Genomic DNA, 19,730 nt, shown 5'->3' with positions numbered 1-19,730 from the left:
AAATTCGCTTTTTTCTTTATATTTTGAAGGTAGTCTAAGTAACAAGTGTGATGACAAATTAAATATGAGCAGCTTTTAAAAATAAATGTACCGGACTGCGGGAATCAAGCCCTTTTTCTTTCATTATAGAAAAAAGCAATCACCTAAATAAAAACTGCAAATAACACAATATTCGAAAAAGTCCTTCGATTTTATTGACGTAGCTGTTCATTGCCCTTTACTATTAAAGCACATCAAATATAGCTTAACCATAACGCACTAAACATGGGAGGGATTCGTTTGAAGACATTTTTGAAAACGGTTACAGTTGTAGGGGGTCTTTCAGTACTTGCAGCTTGTGGTGGAGATGAAGCATCAGACACCCAGGCTGAAGGTGATGACAGCATCAATTATCCAGAAGAAAACGTCAACATGATTGTCCCTTTCTCAGCCGGCGGTACGACGGATGTGAATGCTAGATTGATTGAAGAACACTGGCCCGATTATTTTGATGAAAATTTAGTTATTGAATATCGCGAAGGGGCCGGAGGAGAAGTCGGATTTACTGAGATTGCGAATTCTGAGCCGGATGGTTACACGATAGGCAATGTGAACGTCCCTCACATTTATTTGCAACCGGTTGGCCGCGATACAGATTTTGATATTGATAGTTTTGACTACTTATCCCGCTTAGTGGCTGACCCACAAGTATTGGCAGTTCGCGAGGATAGCGAATTTGAAACACTTGATGATTTCAAGGCAGCATTGGAAGCTGAGCCAAGGAGTCAAACAGTCGGAATTGTGGGGACATTAACAGGGGACCACTTAACAACCCTTCAATTCATGGATGAAACAGGGCTTGAAGTAAATGAAAGTCCACTGCCTGGTGCGGCTGACGCAATGTCTAACTTATTGGGCGGCCATGTCGATGCAATCATGGGGAACTTGGGTGACGTTATTACTGAACAAGACCAGGTGCGTGTATTGGGAATAGCGACAGAAGAACGCCATGACTGGCTCCCAGACGCTCCAACCTTTAAAGAGCAGGGCGTAGACTTAGTAGCGGCCATTGACCGTGGTCTTGCTTTTCCCAAAGGAACACCGGATGAAGTCCTTGAAGCTGTAGAGGAAGTCATTGACGAAATTACAAGCGATCCTGAATATGATGAATCAATGGAAAACGCGGGTCTTCCAAATGAATTCTTACCTGGAGATGAATGGGAAGAAGAAATTCGCGAAGAAGCTGAGCAGGCCGAGGAACTGCTGGAACGCTTTGAAGACGAAGTAGAAGAAGCAGAAGAAGCAGAAGAAGAGTTAGACGACTAAGCTACTAATTTTGTTTGCGGATTGAGGTCAGACGTCTAGCCTATTCTCTTTTTACAAACGCTAAAAATACTAATAAGAGGATTCACCTGCCATTCCTAATATGAATTTCGGGAAGGCAGGTTTCTTATTTTAGATAGTTTCATTATAGAGTAGAAATGGGAGTGGTTTTCTTTATAAAAATAATTGTGTGAGAAGCTGTTTCTCCTTGAGAGAATTGTTTTTGATCATCCTTTATTTTTCCTCATCGATTCTTTAAGCAATTTCTGCCTGATTATAGAAAAAGCATAATTTCTTATAGGAACAATATTATTAAAATAAAAGGAAGATTATCAATAAAAATGGTTTTGTCTAATAGAGATGAAACGACAATTCTCTCTTCGATTTTTCTTTATAATTGGCTCTGTTAAATGACGTTGTTGATAAGTATCGTTATATTCCGGAAAAGGATCCTGCAGGAAAGACGCATGGCTTGCCCGTGGAAGGAGAGATGATGGATAAAATATCAAGACTACTCTTTAACAGAACTTTATTAGTAAGAAAGATCAAGAGATGAATTATTTCGTAAGGCTTGATTTTTAATACTTATACCCCTTATTAGAAAACCAAATACCTATAAATGTTCTATCTTTTCAAAAATTCTATAAATTAATAGAGAGTGGAGATTTAAAACAAGGAAGGGTTTTTTTACAGCGCAGAAAGTTTTAAGTTGTAGTCAGTCAATAGAATATAAAACCTATAAGGATGGTGGCCTATCTGATGGAAAAGACAGCATTAATCTTGGCTAAACATTTAAAAGAAAGAGGCGTTGAGTATGCCTATGGTATTCCGGGCGGGGAAGTTCTCGAGATTTTGGAGGCATTTAAACAAGTAGGGATTGAATTTATTCTAACAAAGCATGAAATGGGAGCAGGTCATATGGCTGATGCGGAAGCCCAGATGAAGGGTAAGATTGGCGTGTTTGTCTCGACGGTTGGTCCGGGGATGACAAATACAGTAACCCCGGCGGCCAACGCCTACTTGGATCGTACGCCTTTAGTTGTTATTACCGGGGAAATGGTCACCTCTTTACAAGGGGCGTACACTCATCAAGTGATTGATCAACAAAGTATTTTGAAGCCGGTTACAAAAACAAGTGTAACGTTAAGTCATGATTCGGCCAGTCAAGCAATTAAAAAAACACTGGATATAGCGGAAGAAGGAACACCTGGGCCGGTACACATCAACGTCCCGACAGATATAGGGGGTAAAGAACAAGTATTTCATCCGCGTGTTAACGTTAAACCATTAACCCACCAGCCTTCCTCTGAGACGGTCTCATCTTTTAGGCAGCATTTGAACGAGGCTGAAAAACCGGTAATGCTGGTAGGGGTCGGAGTTGACTTATTAAAACACCACAAAAGTATTCAGAATTTTTCTGAAAATTGGTGTATCCCTGTAATTACAACCTATAAAGCGAAAGGGGTTATCCCGGAAGACCATGATTTGTCAATAGGGGCGACTGGCTTAAGTCCAGTGGTAGATAAACGACATTTTGAGTTTATAAAAGAAACAGATTTGATCATAACCGTTGGATTTGACCCGGTAGAGCTGCGCGCAGACTGGAACCTTCCATGGAAAGAGAATCATACTACATTAAATATTGCCGAGAATGATGAGATCCATCACTTATATCATATTCATGAAAACTATATCGGCAACCCTTCCTCCCTATTAAAAGAATTAACGGATGAAGCAGAGTCAAAATGGGATACCACACAGTTGGAAGTGTATAAGAAAAGTATTCAATCCATCTTAAAACCGGAAGCAGTGGAAGGAATGAGCCCCTATGAAGTAATTGAAACAGCCCGGGAGGTCATGCCAAGAAACGCGTATGCCACTGTCGATACAGGCTCTCATCGTATTTTGCTCAATCATGTGTGGCAGTCTTATGAGCCGAGAACATTAATGCAGTCGAATGGGTTAGGGACGATGGGGTATGCACTTCCCGGTTCAATTGGTATTAAGTTGTCGCAGCCTGAATCTCCGGTCATTTGTTTCACGGGTGATGCAGGCCTGGACATGATATCTGGAGAGTTGGCTCTCTTAAAAGCATATAAATTGCCGGTCATTATTGTTGTCTTTCGAGACGAAACCTTAAGCCTGATTAAATTGAAGCAGGAATTGAAAAACTTTGAAAACAATGGCTGCGATTTCGCTACTCCAGATTATCCTGCTTTGGCGAAAGCTTATGATGGCAGGGGGGTGACAGTAGATAATATCCAGGACTTTGAAGCAGCGTTAAAAGAGGCAGAACAGGCTGAAACCTTTACTATTATTGATGCAGTGATTAATCCGCAGGAGTATCGACACCAAATGTAAGTAGTTTCGTTTCAAGGCACTTTAACGGTTTATTAAGGAAAGGGAGCTTCCGGGTTCAGCGTTAAAGTGAAAAAAGGTAAATCGGTGGCTTCTATTAAGCCGTCCTGATTGAACTAAGGGAGGTAGAAACGATGAGAAATTTGGTAGCCGGGTTTTTAGTAGTAGGGATGACGTCAGGTCTTCTTGCAGCTTGCGGAGAAGTTGATGAAGGAACAGATTCAGCAGAAAGTGAAGAAGAGGAAACGGGTGAATCCAATCAATCAAGTTCAGACGGAGAAGAAGAAAATTATAATATAGCGACTGCTACAAGTGCCGGAATCTATTATGCATTAGGAAATGGGTTGGGGCAGTTGTGGTCGGATGAGATTGACGGGGTGACAGCAGATGCTCAATCCACAGCTGGTTCACCGCAGAATATCAATTATTTGCATTCAGATGACGCTCAAATTGGTATTGTTCAAAACGGCGTAGCTCTTCAAGCCTGGGAAGGCACCGGTGATTTTGAAGAGCCGATGCAAGATATGAGAGCGTTTAGTTACTTGTATCCGAACTTGGCTTACTTTGTAGTCCGGGCCGATTCCGGCATTGAAACGCTTCAAGACCTGGAAGGAACGGAAGTTGCCCCTGGACCGGTAGGGAGCGGAACTGAAGTAAATGCTAGAGAAATTTTAGAAGAAGCCGGTATTTATTATGAAAATGAAGAAAACGCCTCGCCGAATTATATGGATAATGCCGAATCAGCGACGGCGCTTGTAGATAATCATGTCGATATGACCTATATTGCTGGAGGGATTCCACACGCCAGTGTAACGGAGATGACGACTTCGATTGATGTGAATATTTTACCGGTAGAAGGTGAGGTACAGGAGCGTGTCATTGAGGAGTATGAATGGTACTTCGACCATACCATCCCGGGAGGTACGTATGACGGCTTAGATGATGATATTGAAAGTGTCGCCGTAGCTAACATGCTGATCGGGCAGGCAGATACGCCGGATGATGTCGTCTACGATATGCTGGATACCATGTATGAGAATACAGATCGGTTAAAAAGCAATTTTGAGGGGGCCAGTGAGTTTACGCCGGAAGATGGAATGGATGGCGTTACCATCCCGCTGCATCCAGGAGCTGTAGAATATTTTGAAGACCAAGGTGTGGAGGTCCCGGAGGAATTAATTCCTGAAGACTAACGGATAAGAAATATTTAAGCTCTGTCAACCGTCCTCTTGAACAGGGGGGCTGTCCTAAAAGGGAAGTAATGGATGGAAACAAATGAGCAGCCGGGATATGCAGGCTGAGCCGTCGGCCGCGAAAGACGGTAAATTCCAGCTGCGTCTGCGGAAGCGCTCTTTTGGGATGGCTCCATCTCTGCCTCTTAAGTAGTCAGCGTACTACAGAAGCGAAGGGGGTTACAAATGAGCAGCGGCGATGATAAAAAAGGGTACTCCAATCATAAAGGAAGTCATGAAAATAGAAAGAGTGAGAGTCAAGCTCATACGACTGATAAAGAAACGGTGTCCAAGGAAGAACAAGAAGAAGTGCTCGATAAATATGCGAGTGATACAAAGCATCGGGAGCTAAGCGGGAAGTTTTGGCTTATTCTAGTTCTTCTCTTAGCCGTAGGCCTTTCATTATTCCACCTATATACGGCAGGGTTCGGCCAATTAATGGCTATTAAACAGCGGGCGGTCCATCTTGGCATCATCATGATCCTCGTCTTTCTTCTCTATCCAATGGCCAGAAAAAGGGTCGGCTTTATCTGCTCTCCCAAACATCGGCCAAGCATTGTGGATATTGGATTAGCGCTGGTCGCTATGTTACCGATTGGATATATTGTTTTTAACTATGACAGCATTATTTCGCGTGGCGCGATTGCTAATCAAACCGACATCATATTAGGAACCATCCTTATGCTGCTCGTTTTGGAAGCGGCTCGCCGCACGTTAGGGTGGATCTTGCCCCTTCTTGCTGTGTTGTTTATCTTATATGCGCTATACGGCAATTACGTCCCTGGCCCGTTGCAGCATGGGGGTTATTCTTATCAACGGCTGATTGAACAAATGTATGTAAGTACGGAAGGTATTTTTGGTGTAGCGCTCGGTGTGTCAGCCACATTTATCTTTCTCTTTATTTTGTTTGGCGCCTTCATGAACAAAACCGGGATGGGAGCTTTGATTAACGATTTGTCCATGGCCATTGCCGGTCGCAGGCCGGGCGGTCCAGCGAAGGTAGCTATGATTGGAAGCAGTACAATGGGCACAATTAACGGAACGGCAGTAGCGAACGTGGTGACGACCGGCGCGTTTACGATTCCTTTAATGAAAAAAATCGGGTACAAACGAACCTTTGCGGGAGCTATTGAAGCAGTGGCTTCAGCAGGTGGACAGATCATGCCGCCTGTCATGGGTGCAGCTGCCTTTATATTAGCCGAGTTAACAGGCATTCCATACGCCACTGTTATTATCGCAGCTATTATTCCCGCCTTATTATATTACATTGCTGCCTGGACGATGATTGACCGTGAAGCAAGGCGTCTTAAGTTAAAAGGATTGGAAAAACATGAAACTCCAGCCGCGTTTAAAGTGTTAAAGGCGCGGGGCCATATGTTACTCCCTCTTTTTGTAGTCATCTATCTGCTGTTTGAAGGGTTCTCTCCTTTATACGCAGCTTTTTACGGGATTATTGCTACCTGGGTGATCAGTTTATTAAGAAAAGAAACTCGCATGAGTGTTAAAGATTTTATCTTGGCATTAGAAGCTGGGAGTAAAACAGGCTTGCCGGTTGGTATGGCCTGTGCGGTGGTAGGCTTTATAGTCGGCACCACTTCGCTTACGAGCGCAGGCGTTGCTTTTTCAGCTAGTATCATTGGCATGACGGAAGGCATCTTGTTCTTTACACTCTTCTTAACGATGATTGCCTGTATTATTTTAGGGATGGGACTTCCAACCACAGCAGCATACATTATGGCCGCGACGATTGCCGCGCCGGCTTTAATAGAATTAGGGGTTTCTCCGTTAGCGGCGCATTTGTTTGTCTTCTATTTTGCGATCTTATCCACTTTAACCCCACCTGTGGCAATTGCCGCGTATGCAGCGGCAGGCATGGCCAAGGCACCGCCGTTTAGTGTGGGGTGGGTTGCATTGAAACTGGCAATCGCAGGGTTTATCATTCCGTTTATTTTTGTCTATCATCCGTCTCTCTTGTTGATCGAAGGATCGATTCAAGAGATTGTGTTAGCGGTAATTGCAGCGGTCATAGGGGTGATTTTCTTAGGTATTGCAGTGATTGGCTACTTTAAGGTCGAATGTTCATGGCTCGAACGACTGCTTTTGGCTGCTGGGGCAATAGCGATGATTGTGCCAGGAGGACTTTCTGATATAGGCGGCCTGGTTCTGCTTGGGTCTATTTATATCGTGCAAAAGAAACGCATCTCCTCTCAAACTGAGGGAAATGACAATATGATACAGATGGAGGAATCGTCATGACCACTGAAACTCCATTACGTTTAGTAAGTGAAGAACATTTGCGTTCCATTGGAGAAGCTCTTCTGTTGGCTTATCAGGTGCCAAAAGAGTATGCGGAAACAACAGTGCATGCGCTACTGCAAGCAAATTTGAGAGGGGTGGATTCGCACGGGATTTCTTATCTGCCTCTTTATCTGAAGCGTATTAAAAAAAAGGTGATAGACCCCGGGGCAAGGCCGGAGGTGCTCCATAGAAATGGAGCCGCCGCGGTAATTGATGGAAACAACGGGCTGGGAGCCGTTAATGGGGCACTCGCCACAGATTTAAGCCGTGAAATGATGAAGCAATGCGGAGCGGGGTTAACCACAGTGCGAAATTCCGGCCACTTTGGAATGACTGCTCACTACGCTGGTTTGGCAGCAAGGGATGATGCGATCGGGATTGCCATGACGAATGCTCCCTCCAGTGTCGCAGCTTACGGCGCAAAAGAGCCGGTCTTAGGCACAAATCCGATGTCCTTTGTCTTTCCGATGAAGGGGAGGGCGCCGATCAGTATTGATTTTGCCACTAGTGCCATTGCGCGGACGAAACTCAAACAGCTTGCCGAACAAAACAAGGAAATACCGGAAGGATTGGCCCTTAACCAGGAAGGGTATACAACCACCGATGCCACCGAGGGGTATGAAGGGGTATTGCTTCCTGCTGCTGGGGTGAAAGGTTATTCTTTAGCTTTAATCGTCGAGATTTTATCTGGCGTGCTGGCAAACGCGGCTTTGACTACAAACGTTGGCCAGTTGGTCAATGACTTTTCCCGTCCGCAAAATGTAGGCCATTTTATCGGGGCGATTTCAATTAACTCCTTTTTAGAGATGGAAGAATATGAAGAACTTATGGAGCAACTGCTGGAATCCATAAAAGGCGCGCAGAAAGCTCCGCAGGTGGATGAAATCTACTATCCCGGGGAAATCGAAGCACAGACAAAGAAAGAACGAGTTGAAAACGGCATTCCATTGTCTACTAAGTTGGTAGACACGTTGAATCAATTATTAGCAGAAGAAAAGCTGGAGAACTATCAAATTCAAATTGAATAAAGGCAGGCGAACAGAACTCTTTGAAATACTGAAACGGTTAGGGGAGGCTGGTCAAGTGCTTCAGGCTTGGCCAGTCACCTGTTACAAAAGCAGGAAACACGTGAGTTCCTTAACTCAAGCGCTAGAAGGAGGGACACACGAATATGGCAAATGAGTGGATCACTGAATTACGTGTTCTTATAGATGATGGCAGACTCTTAACAAGCCCGGCCGATTGTTATAGTTACAGCTTTGATGGTTCCTTCGGTTCTTATCTTCCCGAGGCCGTGGTGCAGGCGCAGTCCACAGAAGAAGTGTCTAACGTCTTAAAGCTGGCTAATCAGCGTAATATCCCCGTTTATCCCCGCGGCCAGGGAACGAGCATGAGTGGCGGTCCCCTGCCGGTGAAAGGAGGGATTGTGCTGGATGTGTCCCAATGGAACGAGCGATTGGATATTTATCCAGAGGACATGGTCGCAGTCGTTTCTCCGGGAGTAATAACGTCTGATATTCATGAAAAAGCCAATGAGCATGAATTAATGTATCCTCCTGATCCCAGCAGTTCACACGTTTCCACGATCGCAGGCAATTTGGCCGAAAATTCAGGAGGGCCTCGCGGGCTGAAATACGGAGTCACAAAGGATTACGTCATAGGTTTGGAAGTGGTGACACCAGAAGGAAACATCATTCGAACCGGTGGCCGCACGATTAAAAATGTAACCGGCTATGATTTAACCAAATTGATTATCGGTTCAGAAGGCATGCTGGGAGTAATTACGGAAGCGACGTTAAAGTTGATTCCTAAACCAGCAAGCGTGCGGACGCTAATGGTTACATTCGATACACTTGTGGAGGCTGGCGGAGCCATTTCTGAACTGTTAACTTCTAATATTTTTCCATCAAAAATGGAGCTGATGGACCAAGCTTCCCTGCAGGCCGTCGAACAATATTCAGCAGCCGGTTTGCCCACAGATGTGGAAGCTTTAATCTTAATTGAATTGGATGGGCATCCATTGGCCTTGGAGGAAGAAATTCAACAAACCGTTACGCTTTGCCGGCAATTGGGGGCTAGAGACATTTCCGTACCTGAAAAACCGGAAGAAGCCAAGAAACTATGGGAGGCCAGAAAACAAGTCTCCCCTGCCATAGTTCAGTGGAAACCAACGAAAGTAGCAGAAGATATTACGGTGCCAAGGAGTAAAATCCCTGATATGTGCGAACGGTTAATAGATATTAGAAAGCGGTATCAGCTGCATTTAGTCGTATTTGGCCATGCTGGAGATGGGAACCTGCATCCAAATATCATTTGTGATAAGCGGGACCATGAAGAAATGCAAAGAGTTGAACAGGCTGTAGAAGAGATCTTTCAGTCCGCCGTACAGTTGGGAGGCACTCTCTCCGGTGAACACGGAATCGGTACAATGAAATCTCCCTTTATGGAAATGGAGTTGGGACAGACCGGTATAGATATGATGAAACGAATCAAACAAGCGTGGGACCCAAAGGACATCTTGAATCCAGGCAAGATGTTTCCAGAGCCGGGTCAAAAGTTGGTGTTGCGCGATGACTGATTTGAACGAGCTTCAAGAGAAAATCAATTATCCGAAGACGTTTGATTGTGTGCAGTGCGGCTATTGTTTGCCTGCCTGCCCGACGTATGAAACGATGCAAACGGAGACCCACTCTCCCAGAGGCCGTATTAACCTTGTGAAAATGTTAGGGGAAGGCAAAATCGGTGTTGAAGATATCCAGGAGCCGATTGAGAAATGCTTAGGCTGCCGGGCCTGTGAAACAGCTTGTCCTTCCAATGTGGAATACGGCCAAATTCTAGAAGGGGCTAAACAGGTTATAGAAGAGCAAAAGAAACAGGGGAAAGTGAAGCAGCAGGTGGAAAAAGCTTTATTCAATCACATGTTTCCTTCTCGGAAATGGATGGATGCTGCCGGGCATCTGACCTGGCTTTATCAAAAAAGCGGGCTGCAAACACTCGCACAACTGACAGATTTAACGAAGATAGCGCCGCTTCAGCTCGGCACATTTGAAAAGGTGTTGCCTAAAGCAGCTTCACCAACAGAACGCAAGGCCACACCTTCTTTTTTGCCTGCGAAAGGAAAACGCCTGGCGCGAGTAGGTTTTATGAGCGGCTGTATTATGGACAGCTTGTTTCATTCGACGAACCAGCGGACGATCGAACTATTGTCTATAGCGGGAGCAGAAGTGGTCCTGCCCAAAAACCAAACATGTTGCGGGGCTTTGCATGCTCATTCTGGTAAAAGAGAGGCAGCCCGCCAATTGGCTCAGCGTAATATACAAGCCTTTGAAGAGGCTGAAGTGGATTATGTTGTAAACAATGCAGGCGGTTGCGGAGCCATGTTGGCGGAGTACGACCACTTGTTTGAAGGAGAGCCGTCATGGGATGCACGCGCCAAGGTTTTTGTGGAAAAATCCATAGATGTTTCCGCTTTATTACATCAGTTAAATTACTTGGAATTTACCAGGGAGATTGATGAGGTCGTAACCTATCAACCTTCCTGTCACATGCTTCATGTTCAGAAAGTGCTTCAAGAACCTGTGGAGCTTTTATCGAAGATTCCCGGCCTCGAATACCGAGAAATGAATAAGAAGGACCGTTGTTGCGGATCGGCTGGCATCTATAACGTTGTTCATTATGAAGATTCTATGTCCATTTTAAATAACAAAATGGCAAATATGAAGCAAACTCAAGCTGCTGCCGTGATTACCACAAACCCCGGCTGTTTATTGCAAATGAAATTAGGCATTCAACGTGCTGGATTACAAGATAAGGTAAGGGTGGTTCATCTTGTGGATTTACTGATGGAAGCTGCACCTCAGCCTGGAAAAACACCTCTAAATTAAGACTTTAATATCCCCATCCTTAAAAAACGAGGAGGGGGTTTTCTATAGATTAGTCGGTTTTTCTTTCAGGTCTTTCAGCAGGGAGATTTTCTTCTTAATTTTTTGTCATAAAACCTCTCATTGGGTCCCCTTTTACTTCACAGAAATTTTATGAGAAGGCGTCTTCTGTCTAATAAGGTAAGAAGCAGAGAGGGAAGCGGTGGGAGCTTTCTTCCCCTTCATGATATAACAATCTTAATTAGAGCCATTACTTTTTTTAATGAGTGAATTTTAGAAAAATTACCAATATTTCATTGACGAAAGCGCTTTCTAATGGAATAATTTTTACTACAGCAGGTAAGAGGTAATACCTCTTACGACAACTTGAGAGACCACCAGCGAGTCTTTGAATACGTAATGAAATGAGGAGGAAAGCAATGACTCAAAAACAAACGAAGAAAAAAGAAGTCTATGTCATTCATCCGGAGGACAATACCGGCACTGTGATTCGTCCAAATGTGACGAAAGGGACGACACTGGAAATTGAAGAAGGGAAAACGGTCGACGTTTTAAAAGACATCCCTTACGGACATAAAATTGCGGTCAAAGAAATCAAAAAAGGCGACACGATCTGGAAATACGGGCTGAGCATTGGATCTGCGATAGAAGATATCGCTGTCGGCGACCATGTTCATGTTCATAACATTGAAAGCAACCGTGGGCGGGGCGACCGTTTTGCAGAGGAACAAGAAGGAGGCGAAAAATAATGGGCCAATTTCAAGGATATGTGCGACCGGATGGCAGTGTAGGGATTCGAAACACGTTACTTATTTTATCAGGAACGATTTATGCGAACTCGACGGCAGAGCGGGTGGCGGACAGCATCGAAGGCGCTGTAGCGATCACGCATCCACTCGGCCGCTGCCAAGTCCGTCCGGACTTGCGGACGACGTTCCACACGCTGGTAGGGACAGGGAAGAACCCGAACGTAGGCGGTGTCATCGTGATTGACCACTTCCGGGAGGAAGGCTGTACCGCGGAAGAAATCGCTCATGAGATTCAAAAGACCGGAAAGCCGGTTGAGATCGTAAACATTCGTCACTCCAATGGCGCGATTGAAGCCACAGCCCAAGCTTTGCGCAAAGCGATGAACATGAAACGCGAACTTTCCAGCTTGACGCGCGAGCCGGTGGACGTATCGAAGCTGTTATTCGGCTTGAACTGCGGGACCTCGGATACAACCTCCGGGCTTGGTTCAAATCCAGCCCTCGGCCACTGCTCCGATCGCATCGTGAACCAGGGCGGACGCTCCATCCTGGCTGAGGTGACCGAGTTAATGGGCGCTGAAGACCATATTCGGGATCGGGCGGTCACGGCAGCTGTAGGTGATGATGTTGTCGCTGCCATCGATGGATTTGAACAGCGCGCGTTGGCAAGCGGTGAAGACATCCGCGGTTCTCAGCCGACAGGCGATAACATTATGGGGGGCTTGAGCAGTATTGAAGAAAAGTCCCTTGGCGCCTATCAGAAGAGCGGTTCAGCACCGATCAACGGCTTGATTGATTACGGGGAGCAGCCGACTGATGATTCCGGCCTTTATATCATGTACACGCCAGGCCACGGCAGCGAATCGATTACAGGCATCGCGGCGGCAGGCGCGCAAGTGCTCGTCTTTAGCACAGGCGGCGGCCACGTGATCAATCATCCAATCATGCCAACGATCCGTATTACCAGCAACGTGAACTCCTTTGAAGCGATGGAAGATACGATGGAGCTCGACTTGAGCGATATCTTTAACGGAGACTTAAGCCTGCAGGATGCCGGGGATCAAATTTATGACGAAGTCATGGAAACATGTAACGGTAAACTGACGAAAGCAGAAATCCTGCAGGAACATACCGGCTTTGCGATTCACAGGACGGGAGTCAGCATTTAATTTAGATCCTCTTCTTCCATGTCAGAATGAGAACAGCACTCCTTTCTAGGTAAAAGAAGAAGACTCGAATGATTTCTTCTCTGCCTGTAAAAGGATTATCATTATAACTTGAACAGAATAAGTATTTTTAACATTCCCACTATCGGGGCAACTAAAACTGCTTTTGCCATCAGTCCAATATCTAAGCGTGCTGACATTCGAAATAAAAAGAGTGTTCAACACAAAAGTGAGAGGGAGTGAATAGAGGCAAAAGCAGTTTTTTTAAGGAGTGAAGTGAATGAAAGTAGTCATTACTGAAATGAACTGGCCTGAAGGAATTAATTTGCTGAAGCAGCACGCTGATGTTACGTATGAGCCTTCACTTTGGAAAGACAGAGAACAACTCCTGGTTTCTTTGGAAAAGGCTGAAGCTCTGATCGTACGAAATCAAACGCAGGTGGATGAAGAGCTTCTCACTCATGCGCCTAACCTGAAAGTGATCGGAAGACTTGGAGTGGGCCTTGATAATATTGACTTAGAAGCTGCTCGGTCGAAAGAAATTCCTGTTGTATTTGCTAGAAATGCAAATGCTATTTCTGTATCTGAATATGTGCTTAGTACGATTTTAATGAAAAGCCGTAACTTGTTTGATGTCACCGCATCAGTTAAAGCAGGGAAATGGGACCGCAGAACCTATACCGGGGAAGAAGTATTCGGGAAAACCATCGGGTTTATCGGCCTTGGAGAAATTGGCATGCGGCTGGCACGCCGTGCAAAGGCTTTAGGAATGAATGTTGTAGGTTATGACCCGTTTATGGCTCCATTTGATTATGCGTTCCACGAAGTCGGGCTTGAAAGCAGAAGCTTTGAAAACGTTTTAGAAGAGAGCAATTTTATCACTCTCCATGTCCCCTTCAATAAACATACTGAAAACTTAATTGGCGAAAATGAATTAAACAAGATGAAAGAAAACGTAACGATTATAAACACTTCTCGTGGTGGAATCATTAACGAACCTGATTTATATTCCTTTTTATCTGCTAACCCAAAAACATTTGCTATTCTCGATGTTTTTCAACAAGAGCCCCCTGCTAAAGAGCATCCAATCTTTAATCTTGAAAATGTCCTATTAACTCCTCATATTTCAGGTTTGACCGAACAGTCCCAACAACGAACTTCCATTATGGTAGCTGAAGAAGTTTTACATGAATTAAATGGACAGAAGTCACTTTGTCGCGTGTGAATCATGATTTAATGAGTGGTACCCAAACTAACTTAAATAGAAAGGGGAACTAATAATGGAAGAGGTCAAAGTCTCCGTTATGCGATTCATCCCCTCGGAAGATGAGCAGCCTCGTTATGAAACATACAGTATCACGCCGAAAGATAATATGACTGTACTTGATACATTGTTTTTGATTGTAGAGGATCAAGATCCGTCTCTTTCGTTTCGGTGTGCATGCCGGCTTGGAATGTGTGGCACTTGCGGAATGATGATTAACGGCCGGGGACGCCTGGCTTGCCGGACAAAGGTAGAAGAGCTTGGCGATGAAATTTTAGTAGAACCAATGCGCAGTTTCCCTGTCATTAAAGATGTAGCTGTTGACATGGAACCGTTTTTTGACAGCTGGAAGAAAGTGAAGCCGTATTTTGTACCTAAGGAAGATACGGACGAATTCGCAATTATTCCGAAACATGCAAAAAGCAGAGAAGTGATTGATAACAATTCAGATTGTATTACGTGTGGTCTTTGCTATCAGTCTTGTGATGCTGTGTCAATTAGAGATGGTGAATATATGGGACCAGCGGCCTTGAGTCGTGCACATAATTTAATTGCAGACGAACGAGACGGTGCTCGCTCCGAACGATTGGACATGGTGACCGGAGAAGAAGGGGTATTTGAGTGCCATTCCTTTGGGGCGTGTTTAGAAGTTTGTCCAAAAGGGATCAATCCGATGGAAACTATCCAAAAAATTAAAACAAAGAAATTGAAAAAAACAGTAGGGTTGAAATGGTAATAAATTAGAGGAAAGGGAGGAACCAACATGGCGACAACCGCCCAAAAAGCTGCCGAACCAGAGGTGAAGCAGCGTCCATTTGTAGGGTATATTGCTTGGCTGATTCAGCGTATTACTGCCGTTATGCTAGTGGTCCTGCTGCCTTTAAAAATTTACAGTGGGTATGCCATGGTAGGGGATTTACCCGGCGGACCATTTATTACAGCATTGCACGTGAACGCTTTTGTGGATTCGTTGCTTTTATTTGCAGTCATATTTCATTCTCTTTATGGAATTCGAGTCCTTTTGATTGATGCTGGTGTGGTGAAGGATAATCGCAGCATATTTACCATATTTACCATTCTGGGAAGCTTGCTGTTTGTGCTTAGCTTCTATGTGATTGTTACGTAGTCTTATTCAAGCAAAGAGGTGAAAAGGGAATGGAACATGTTCAGACCGATATACTCATTCTCGGCAGTGGGGGAGCCGGGTTATTTGCAGCTCACCATGCAATTGACTCAGATCCTGATTTGGATATTATTATCGCGGCAAAAGGAATGATCGGTAAAAGCGGGTGCACGCGCATGGTGCAGGGCGGCTATAATGTGGTTCTCCACCCGGATGATTCAGTAGAGAAGCATTTTTACGACACCATCAAAGGGGGCGGGGCCATTAATAACCAGGAAATGGCTTGGACGCTTGTCAATGACGCCCCGAAGCGTATCCAGGAATTGGAAACGAAAATGGGGGTCTTTTTCGACCGCAATGAAGATGGCACTGTGCATCAAAAACCATTCGCGGGTCAGTCGTTTGACCGCACGGTTCATAAAGGGGATTTAACAGGAATCGAAATTATTTCAAGAATGCGGGATCAATTGTATGCGAAGCCGAACGTCGCTGCATGGGATGAAGTAAGAGCTATTGAGCTGCTTGTCGATGAAAATAACCGCGTGGCAGGCTGTCTAATGTTAGCCATGAATACTGGCGAATTCATCGTTGTGCAAAGCAAAGCAGTCATTGTAGGTACCGGTGGCGCTGCTACAATGTATAAAATTGCCACGCCGAGCCTGGAAAAAGCAGGGGACGGCATGGCCATGTGCTACCGGGCCGGCACCGCTTTTCTTGACATGGAAATGATGCAGTTCCACCCCACCGGCCTGCTTGCTGAAAACTCGAGATTAAATGGAGGAGTGCTTGAAGAAGGCCTCCGCGGCGCTGGCGGTTATTTGATGAACGTGCATGGAGAACGGTTTATGGAACGCTACGACCCGGAACGCATGGAACGTTCCACGCGGGACCGCGTCTCACGTGCAGCTTACATGGAAATTATGGAAGGGCGCGGAACGCAGCTTGAAGGTGTTTATGTGGATGTCTCTCACCTTGGGAAAGAAAACGTCCGCGAAATGTTCCCGGGTATGGTAGAGCGATGTTTTGATGTTGGAAAAGATCTCAGCCAAGAACCAGTAGAAATCTCACCAGCAGCCCATTTCCAAATGGGAGGGGTTCATGTAAATGAAAATAATGAATCCAGTATAGAAGGATTATTTGTAGCTGGAGAAGATGCCGGCGGTGTACATGGGGCAAACCGCTTAGGCGGAAACGGAGTTTGTGATTCGACTGTATTTGGAGCCAGGGCAGGCGACGCAGCTGCTGCTTATGTCCAACAGGCCAGCGAATTGCGAGCATATTCTGATATACAGGTTCAAGAAATTATAGAAAATGTCATGACGCCTTTTGACCGGGAAGAAGGAGAGAATCCGTTTTATATTCGAAATGATCTGAAAAATCTAATGTGGGAAAAAGCAGGTTTAGTACGAAATGAAAAAGCGCTGCAGGAAGCGGTGGAAGGAATTGCCGATTTAGAAGAAAGAGTGAAACGGGTCTCTGTGAAAGGACCGAGAATGTATAACCTAACGTGGCAGGAATATTTGAACGTCAGAAATTTGGTCACAGTAGCAAAAATGGTGGCAGAAAGCGCGTTGCTGCGAAAAGAGAGCAGAGGGTCCCACTACCGTGAAGACTATCCTGAAAGTGATGACGAGGCGTGGTTGAAAAATGTGTTTGTGCAAAAAGACCAGGCAACCTGGACAGAAGACGTGGTTCAAAACCGAATTCAAGTTGGAGATATTAAAGGCCATAAGATTGAATTGGTGTCTAATTAACTATGTTTGCAAGGAGGAGAAAGTGATATGAGTACTCCGGCCAAAAATCTCGAGGTATGGCATGCCGATGATAGTTTTTATAAACATGTAGAAGAAGCATGCAAAACATTGTATATTGAATCGCTGAAAGACTTGCCTCCTGATGTTCGAACAGCATTAGAAAAAGCGTATGAAAATGAAGAACTGGAAAGCGGGAAAGAAATCCTGGAGACGTTGATTAAAACTGTTTCCACCGCAGATGATGAGAAACTTCTTATCTGCCAAGATACGGGGATCCCTGTGTACTTTGTCAAAATAGGAAACCAAGTTCGTTTGGACGGATTGCGTTTAGAGGAAGCAGTCCGTAAAGGAACAGAAAGAGCTACATTGGAGCACCCTCTAAGAAGCAGCATAGTAAATACGTTAAGCCGTAAGAATCATGGAACTTCTACTGGGAATCAAGTTCCTGTCATGCATTATGAATTCGTGCCCGGCAATGAAGTTGAACTGTTAATTGTACCAAAAGGTTCCGGCTCCGAGAATATGAGCTATATGACGATGCTGACGCCTGCAGCTGGTATTGAAGGCATCAAAAAATATGTATTAGAGTGCGTCTTTGAGTCAGGGGCTAACCCTTGCCCTCCGACCATAGTAGGTATTGGGATTGGAGGGTCAGCCGATAAATGTGCGGCCCTTGCAAAAAAAGCAGCGGCGCGGGAAGTGGCTTCGCCGAACCCAGACCCCGAAGTGAGAAAGCTTGAAGAAGAACTCTATGAAAAGATTAATGAAATCGGCATTGGCGCTCATGGCCTAGGCGGTAGCACCACAGCTCTCGCGGTACAAATTGAAGCGGCAGATACGCATATGACAATGAACCCGGTAGCCGTCAATATGATGTGCTGGCCGGCTCGAAGAATGCGCGCGGTGTTTGATTCAAATGAAGCTCCAGCTATTACGTATTAACGAAAGGAGGAAGAAGCGTGGCTCACTATAGGTTGCAAGCTCCTCTTACAGATGAGGATATTAGTCAGCTGCAAGCAGGTGATACCGTGACATTGGATGGGATTATTTTTGGCGTACGAGATGCTAACTTGATCAGGCTGTTTGATAAAGGAGTGGAATTGCCTGATGACTTGATTCCACAGTTAGATGGTGCTATCGCCCTGCACACGGCACCTGGGGTTAAAAAACTCGAAGATGGCACTTATGAAAAAGTAAGTGTAGGCACAACCACGAGCTATCGCATGGACCGTTTTACCAGGGGGCTCATGGATACGTACGGGGTGCGGGTGATTATTGGGAAGGGCGGCTTACTCGAAGAAGGCTGCCAGGCTTTAGTCGATGAAAAAGGCTGCTACTTCACCATTCTGGGAGGCTCTGCAGCCCTCGAAACTACACAAGTAGAGGAAATTGAAGACGTATGGTGGGAGGATTTAATGCCTGAAGCCATATGGAAATTTAGAGTGAAAGACTTTGGTCCTCTGATTGTGTCCATTGATTCTCATGGAGGCAACAAATATCAAGAAGTTAAAAACGAAGCACGCAAAAATTTAGATGAAATTATTAATAATTTGTGAGTGAGTAATGAAAAAGTTACGAGCTGACAAAGCCTCTGCCAGGCCGGTAAAGGAAAGCGGGGCGAAGTAATGATAGGTTTAATGTTTATGATCGGCCTCGTGAGTGGCATCATTACCGGGTTACTATCGGTTGGGGGAGGAATTATATTAATCTTCTTTTTGATCATGTTTCCTCCTCTTTTGATGCAGACTCATTTTACGATGCAAACGATTGCCGGTTTTTCGATTATGCAGGCTTTTTTCGCTACGCTGTCAGGGTCCCTTTATTATTTGCGTGAAAAATTAATCAATCTTCCAGTGGTGGTCTCTTTGGGCGTTCCTTCATTTTTTGGAGGAATGGTGGGAGTTGTGCTTGCTCATAGTATTACCGATGAAGCATTAAGATGGTTTTTTGCTGTCCTGGCTTTTTTGGCGGCGCTGGTTATGTTTATTCCATACCGTCATTATGAAAATGAAGAATTCCAATTTTCAAAGCTTATGTATGCAGTTTCAATAGCTTTTGGCATTGTGATAGGTATTGTAGGCGGAATGTTAGGTTTATCTGCCGGGTTTTTGTTTGTCCCTCTTATGGTTTATTTGTACCGGCTCAACATTAAAAAAGCAATTGGCACAAGCCTGATAGCTTGTTTGCTGCTTGCAAGCGGCAGCTTCCTAATGAAGTTAACGACAGAAGCGTTTTCGTTGCAGGCCGGTATTGCTTTAGTAATCGGAGGAATCATTGGAGCACAGCTTGGAGGCCGCCTTGGAAAGAAGATGCCTCCTCTTCTCTTAAAACGTATTACAGCTATTACGGTGTTGCTTATTAGTATTACCGTGGTGGTTGAATTGTTTTAATAAAAAAGTGTAGGTCGAGTTGTAGCTATCACAATGTGAAAAAGGAAGAGACCGGGACCTTAAAGACATCCACAACGGAAATAAACGTTAATCACCCTTATAAAAATTTCTGATGACGGAATTTTAGAAAAATTACCAATATTTCATTGACGAAAGCGCTTTCTAATGGAATAATTTTTACTACAGCAGGTAAGAGGTAATACCTCTTACGAC

At 44.8% G+C, this 19,730-nt stretch carries 16 protein-coding genes; all 16 read left to right on the top strand.

Features of this window, described 5'->3' with window-relative positions:
- The first annotated feature begins 279 nt into the window (after positions 1 to 279).
- The 16 genes from D469_RS0118690 to D469_RS0118605 all read left to right on the top strand — a co-directional run bounded on the left by D469_RS0118690 (position 280) and on the right by D469_RS0118605 (position 19,517).
- Positions 280 to 1,305, top strand: coding sequence for a tripartite tricarboxylate transporter substrate binding protein (locus D469_RS0118690; RefSeq protein ID WP_018924910.1), 1,026 nt, complete (start codon positions 280 to 282; stop codon positions 1,303 to 1,305).
- A 756-nt stretch (positions 1,306 to 2,061) separates the two neighbouring features.
- Positions 2,062 to 3,663, top strand: a complete 1,602-nt coding sequence (locus tag D469_RS0118685) for a thiamine pyrophosphate-binding protein (protein WP_018924909.1) — start codon at positions 2,062 to 2,064, stop codon at positions 3,661 to 3,663.
- Between the two features lie 131 nt (positions 3,664 to 3,794).
- A complete protein-coding gene (locus D469_RS0118680) occupies positions 3,795 to 4,853 on the top strand; it encodes a TAXI family TRAP transporter solute-binding subunit (RefSeq protein ID WP_018924908.1) in 1,059 nt (352 codons plus the stop codon).
- Positions 4,854 to 5,078: 225 nt separating this feature from the next.
- Positions 5,079 to 7,148 (top strand): TRAP transporter permease, encoded by a 2,070-nt coding sequence (locus tag D469_RS0118670; protein ID WP_018924906.1) that lies wholly within the window; start codon positions 5,079 to 5,081, stop codon positions 7,146 to 7,148.
- Complete coding sequence (locus tag D469_RS20795; RefSeq protein WP_018924905.1) at positions 7,145 to 8,218, top strand: Ldh family oxidoreductase; 1,074 nt, start codon at positions 7,145 to 7,147, stop codon at positions 8,216 to 8,218. The genes D469_RS0118670 and D469_RS20795 overlap by 4 nt, the downstream gene beginning before the upstream one ends.
- A gap of 143 nt (positions 8,219 to 8,361) precedes the next feature.
- On the top strand, positions 8,362 to 9,768 hold the full coding sequence (locus D469_RS0118655) for an FAD-binding oxidoreductase (protein ID WP_018924903.1): 1,407 nt from the start codon (positions 8,362 to 8,364) through the stop codon (positions 9,766 to 9,768).
- Positions 9,761 to 11,074 (top strand): (Fe-S)-binding protein, encoded by a 1,314-nt coding sequence (locus D469_RS0118650; RefSeq protein ID WP_018924902.1) that lies wholly within the window; start codon positions 9,761 to 9,763, stop codon positions 11,072 to 11,074. The genes D469_RS0118655 and D469_RS0118650 overlap by 8 nt, the downstream gene beginning before the upstream one ends.
- A gap of 416 nt (positions 11,075 to 11,490) precedes the next feature.
- On the top strand, positions 11,491 to 11,820 hold the full coding sequence (locus tag D469_RS0118645; protein WP_018924901.1) for a UxaA family hydrolase: 330 nt from the start codon (positions 11,491 to 11,493) through the stop codon (positions 11,818 to 11,820).
- Between the two features lie 20 nt (positions 11,821 to 11,840).
- The gene (locus D469_RS0118640) at positions 11,841 to 12,989 is read left to right on the top strand and encodes a UxaA family hydrolase (RefSeq protein WP_240473359.1); all 1,149 of its coding nucleotides are present in this window, start codon (positions 11,841 to 11,843) and stop codon (positions 12,987 to 12,989) included.
- Positions 12,990 to 13,266: 277 nt separating this feature from the next.
- The gene (locus D469_RS0118635) at positions 13,267 to 14,211 is read left to right on the top strand and encodes a hydroxyacid dehydrogenase (protein ID WP_018924899.1); all 945 of its coding nucleotides are present in this window, start codon (positions 13,267 to 13,269) and stop codon (positions 14,209 to 14,211) included.
- 55 nt (positions 14,212 to 14,266) lie between these two features.
- Positions 14,267 to 14,986 (top strand): succinate dehydrogenase/fumarate reductase iron-sulfur subunit, encoded by a 720-nt coding sequence (locus D469_RS0118630; protein WP_018924898.1) that lies wholly within the window; start codon positions 14,267 to 14,269, stop codon positions 14,984 to 14,986.
- A 27-nt stretch (positions 14,987 to 15,013) separates the two neighbouring features.
- Complete coding sequence (locus tag D469_RS0118625) at positions 15,014 to 15,376, top strand: succinate dehydrogenase/fumarate reductase transmembrane subunit (protein ID WP_018924897.1); 363 nt, start codon at positions 15,014 to 15,016, stop codon at positions 15,374 to 15,376.
- Between the two features lie 29 nt (positions 15,377 to 15,405).
- Positions 15,406 to 17,127 (top strand): FAD-binding protein, encoded by a 1,722-nt coding sequence (locus tag D469_RS0118620; RefSeq protein ID WP_018924896.1) that lies wholly within the window; start codon positions 15,406 to 15,408, stop codon positions 17,125 to 17,127.
- Positions 17,128 to 17,154: 27 nt separating this feature from the next.
- Entirely contained in the window at positions 17,155 to 18,069 is a 915-nt protein-coding gene (locus D469_RS0118615; protein WP_018924895.1) for a fumarate hydratase, read from the top strand.
- 17 nt (positions 18,070 to 18,086) lie between these two features.
- Positions 18,087 to 18,683: a fumarate hydratase C-terminal domain-containing protein gene (locus D469_RS0118610; protein WP_018924894.1), complete on the top strand. Its 597-nt coding sequence runs from the start codon at positions 18,087 to 18,089 to the stop codon at positions 18,681 to 18,683.
- A gap of 69 nt (positions 18,684 to 18,752) precedes the next feature.
- The gene (locus D469_RS0118605; protein WP_018924893.1) at positions 18,753 to 19,517 is read left to right on the top strand and encodes a sulfite exporter TauE/SafE family protein; all 765 of its coding nucleotides are present in this window, start codon (positions 18,753 to 18,755) and stop codon (positions 19,515 to 19,517) included.
- Positions 19,518 to 19,730 lie beyond the last annotated feature (213 nt).

The organism is Salsuginibacillus kocurii DSM 18087 (assembly GCF_000377705.1).
Classification (GTDB): Bacteria; Bacillota; Bacilli; order Bacillales; family Marinococcaceae; genus Salsuginibacillus; species Salsuginibacillus kocurii.
Note: the sequence above shows the minus strand (reverse complement) of the source record. Positions and strands in the feature narration are given on the sequence as shown.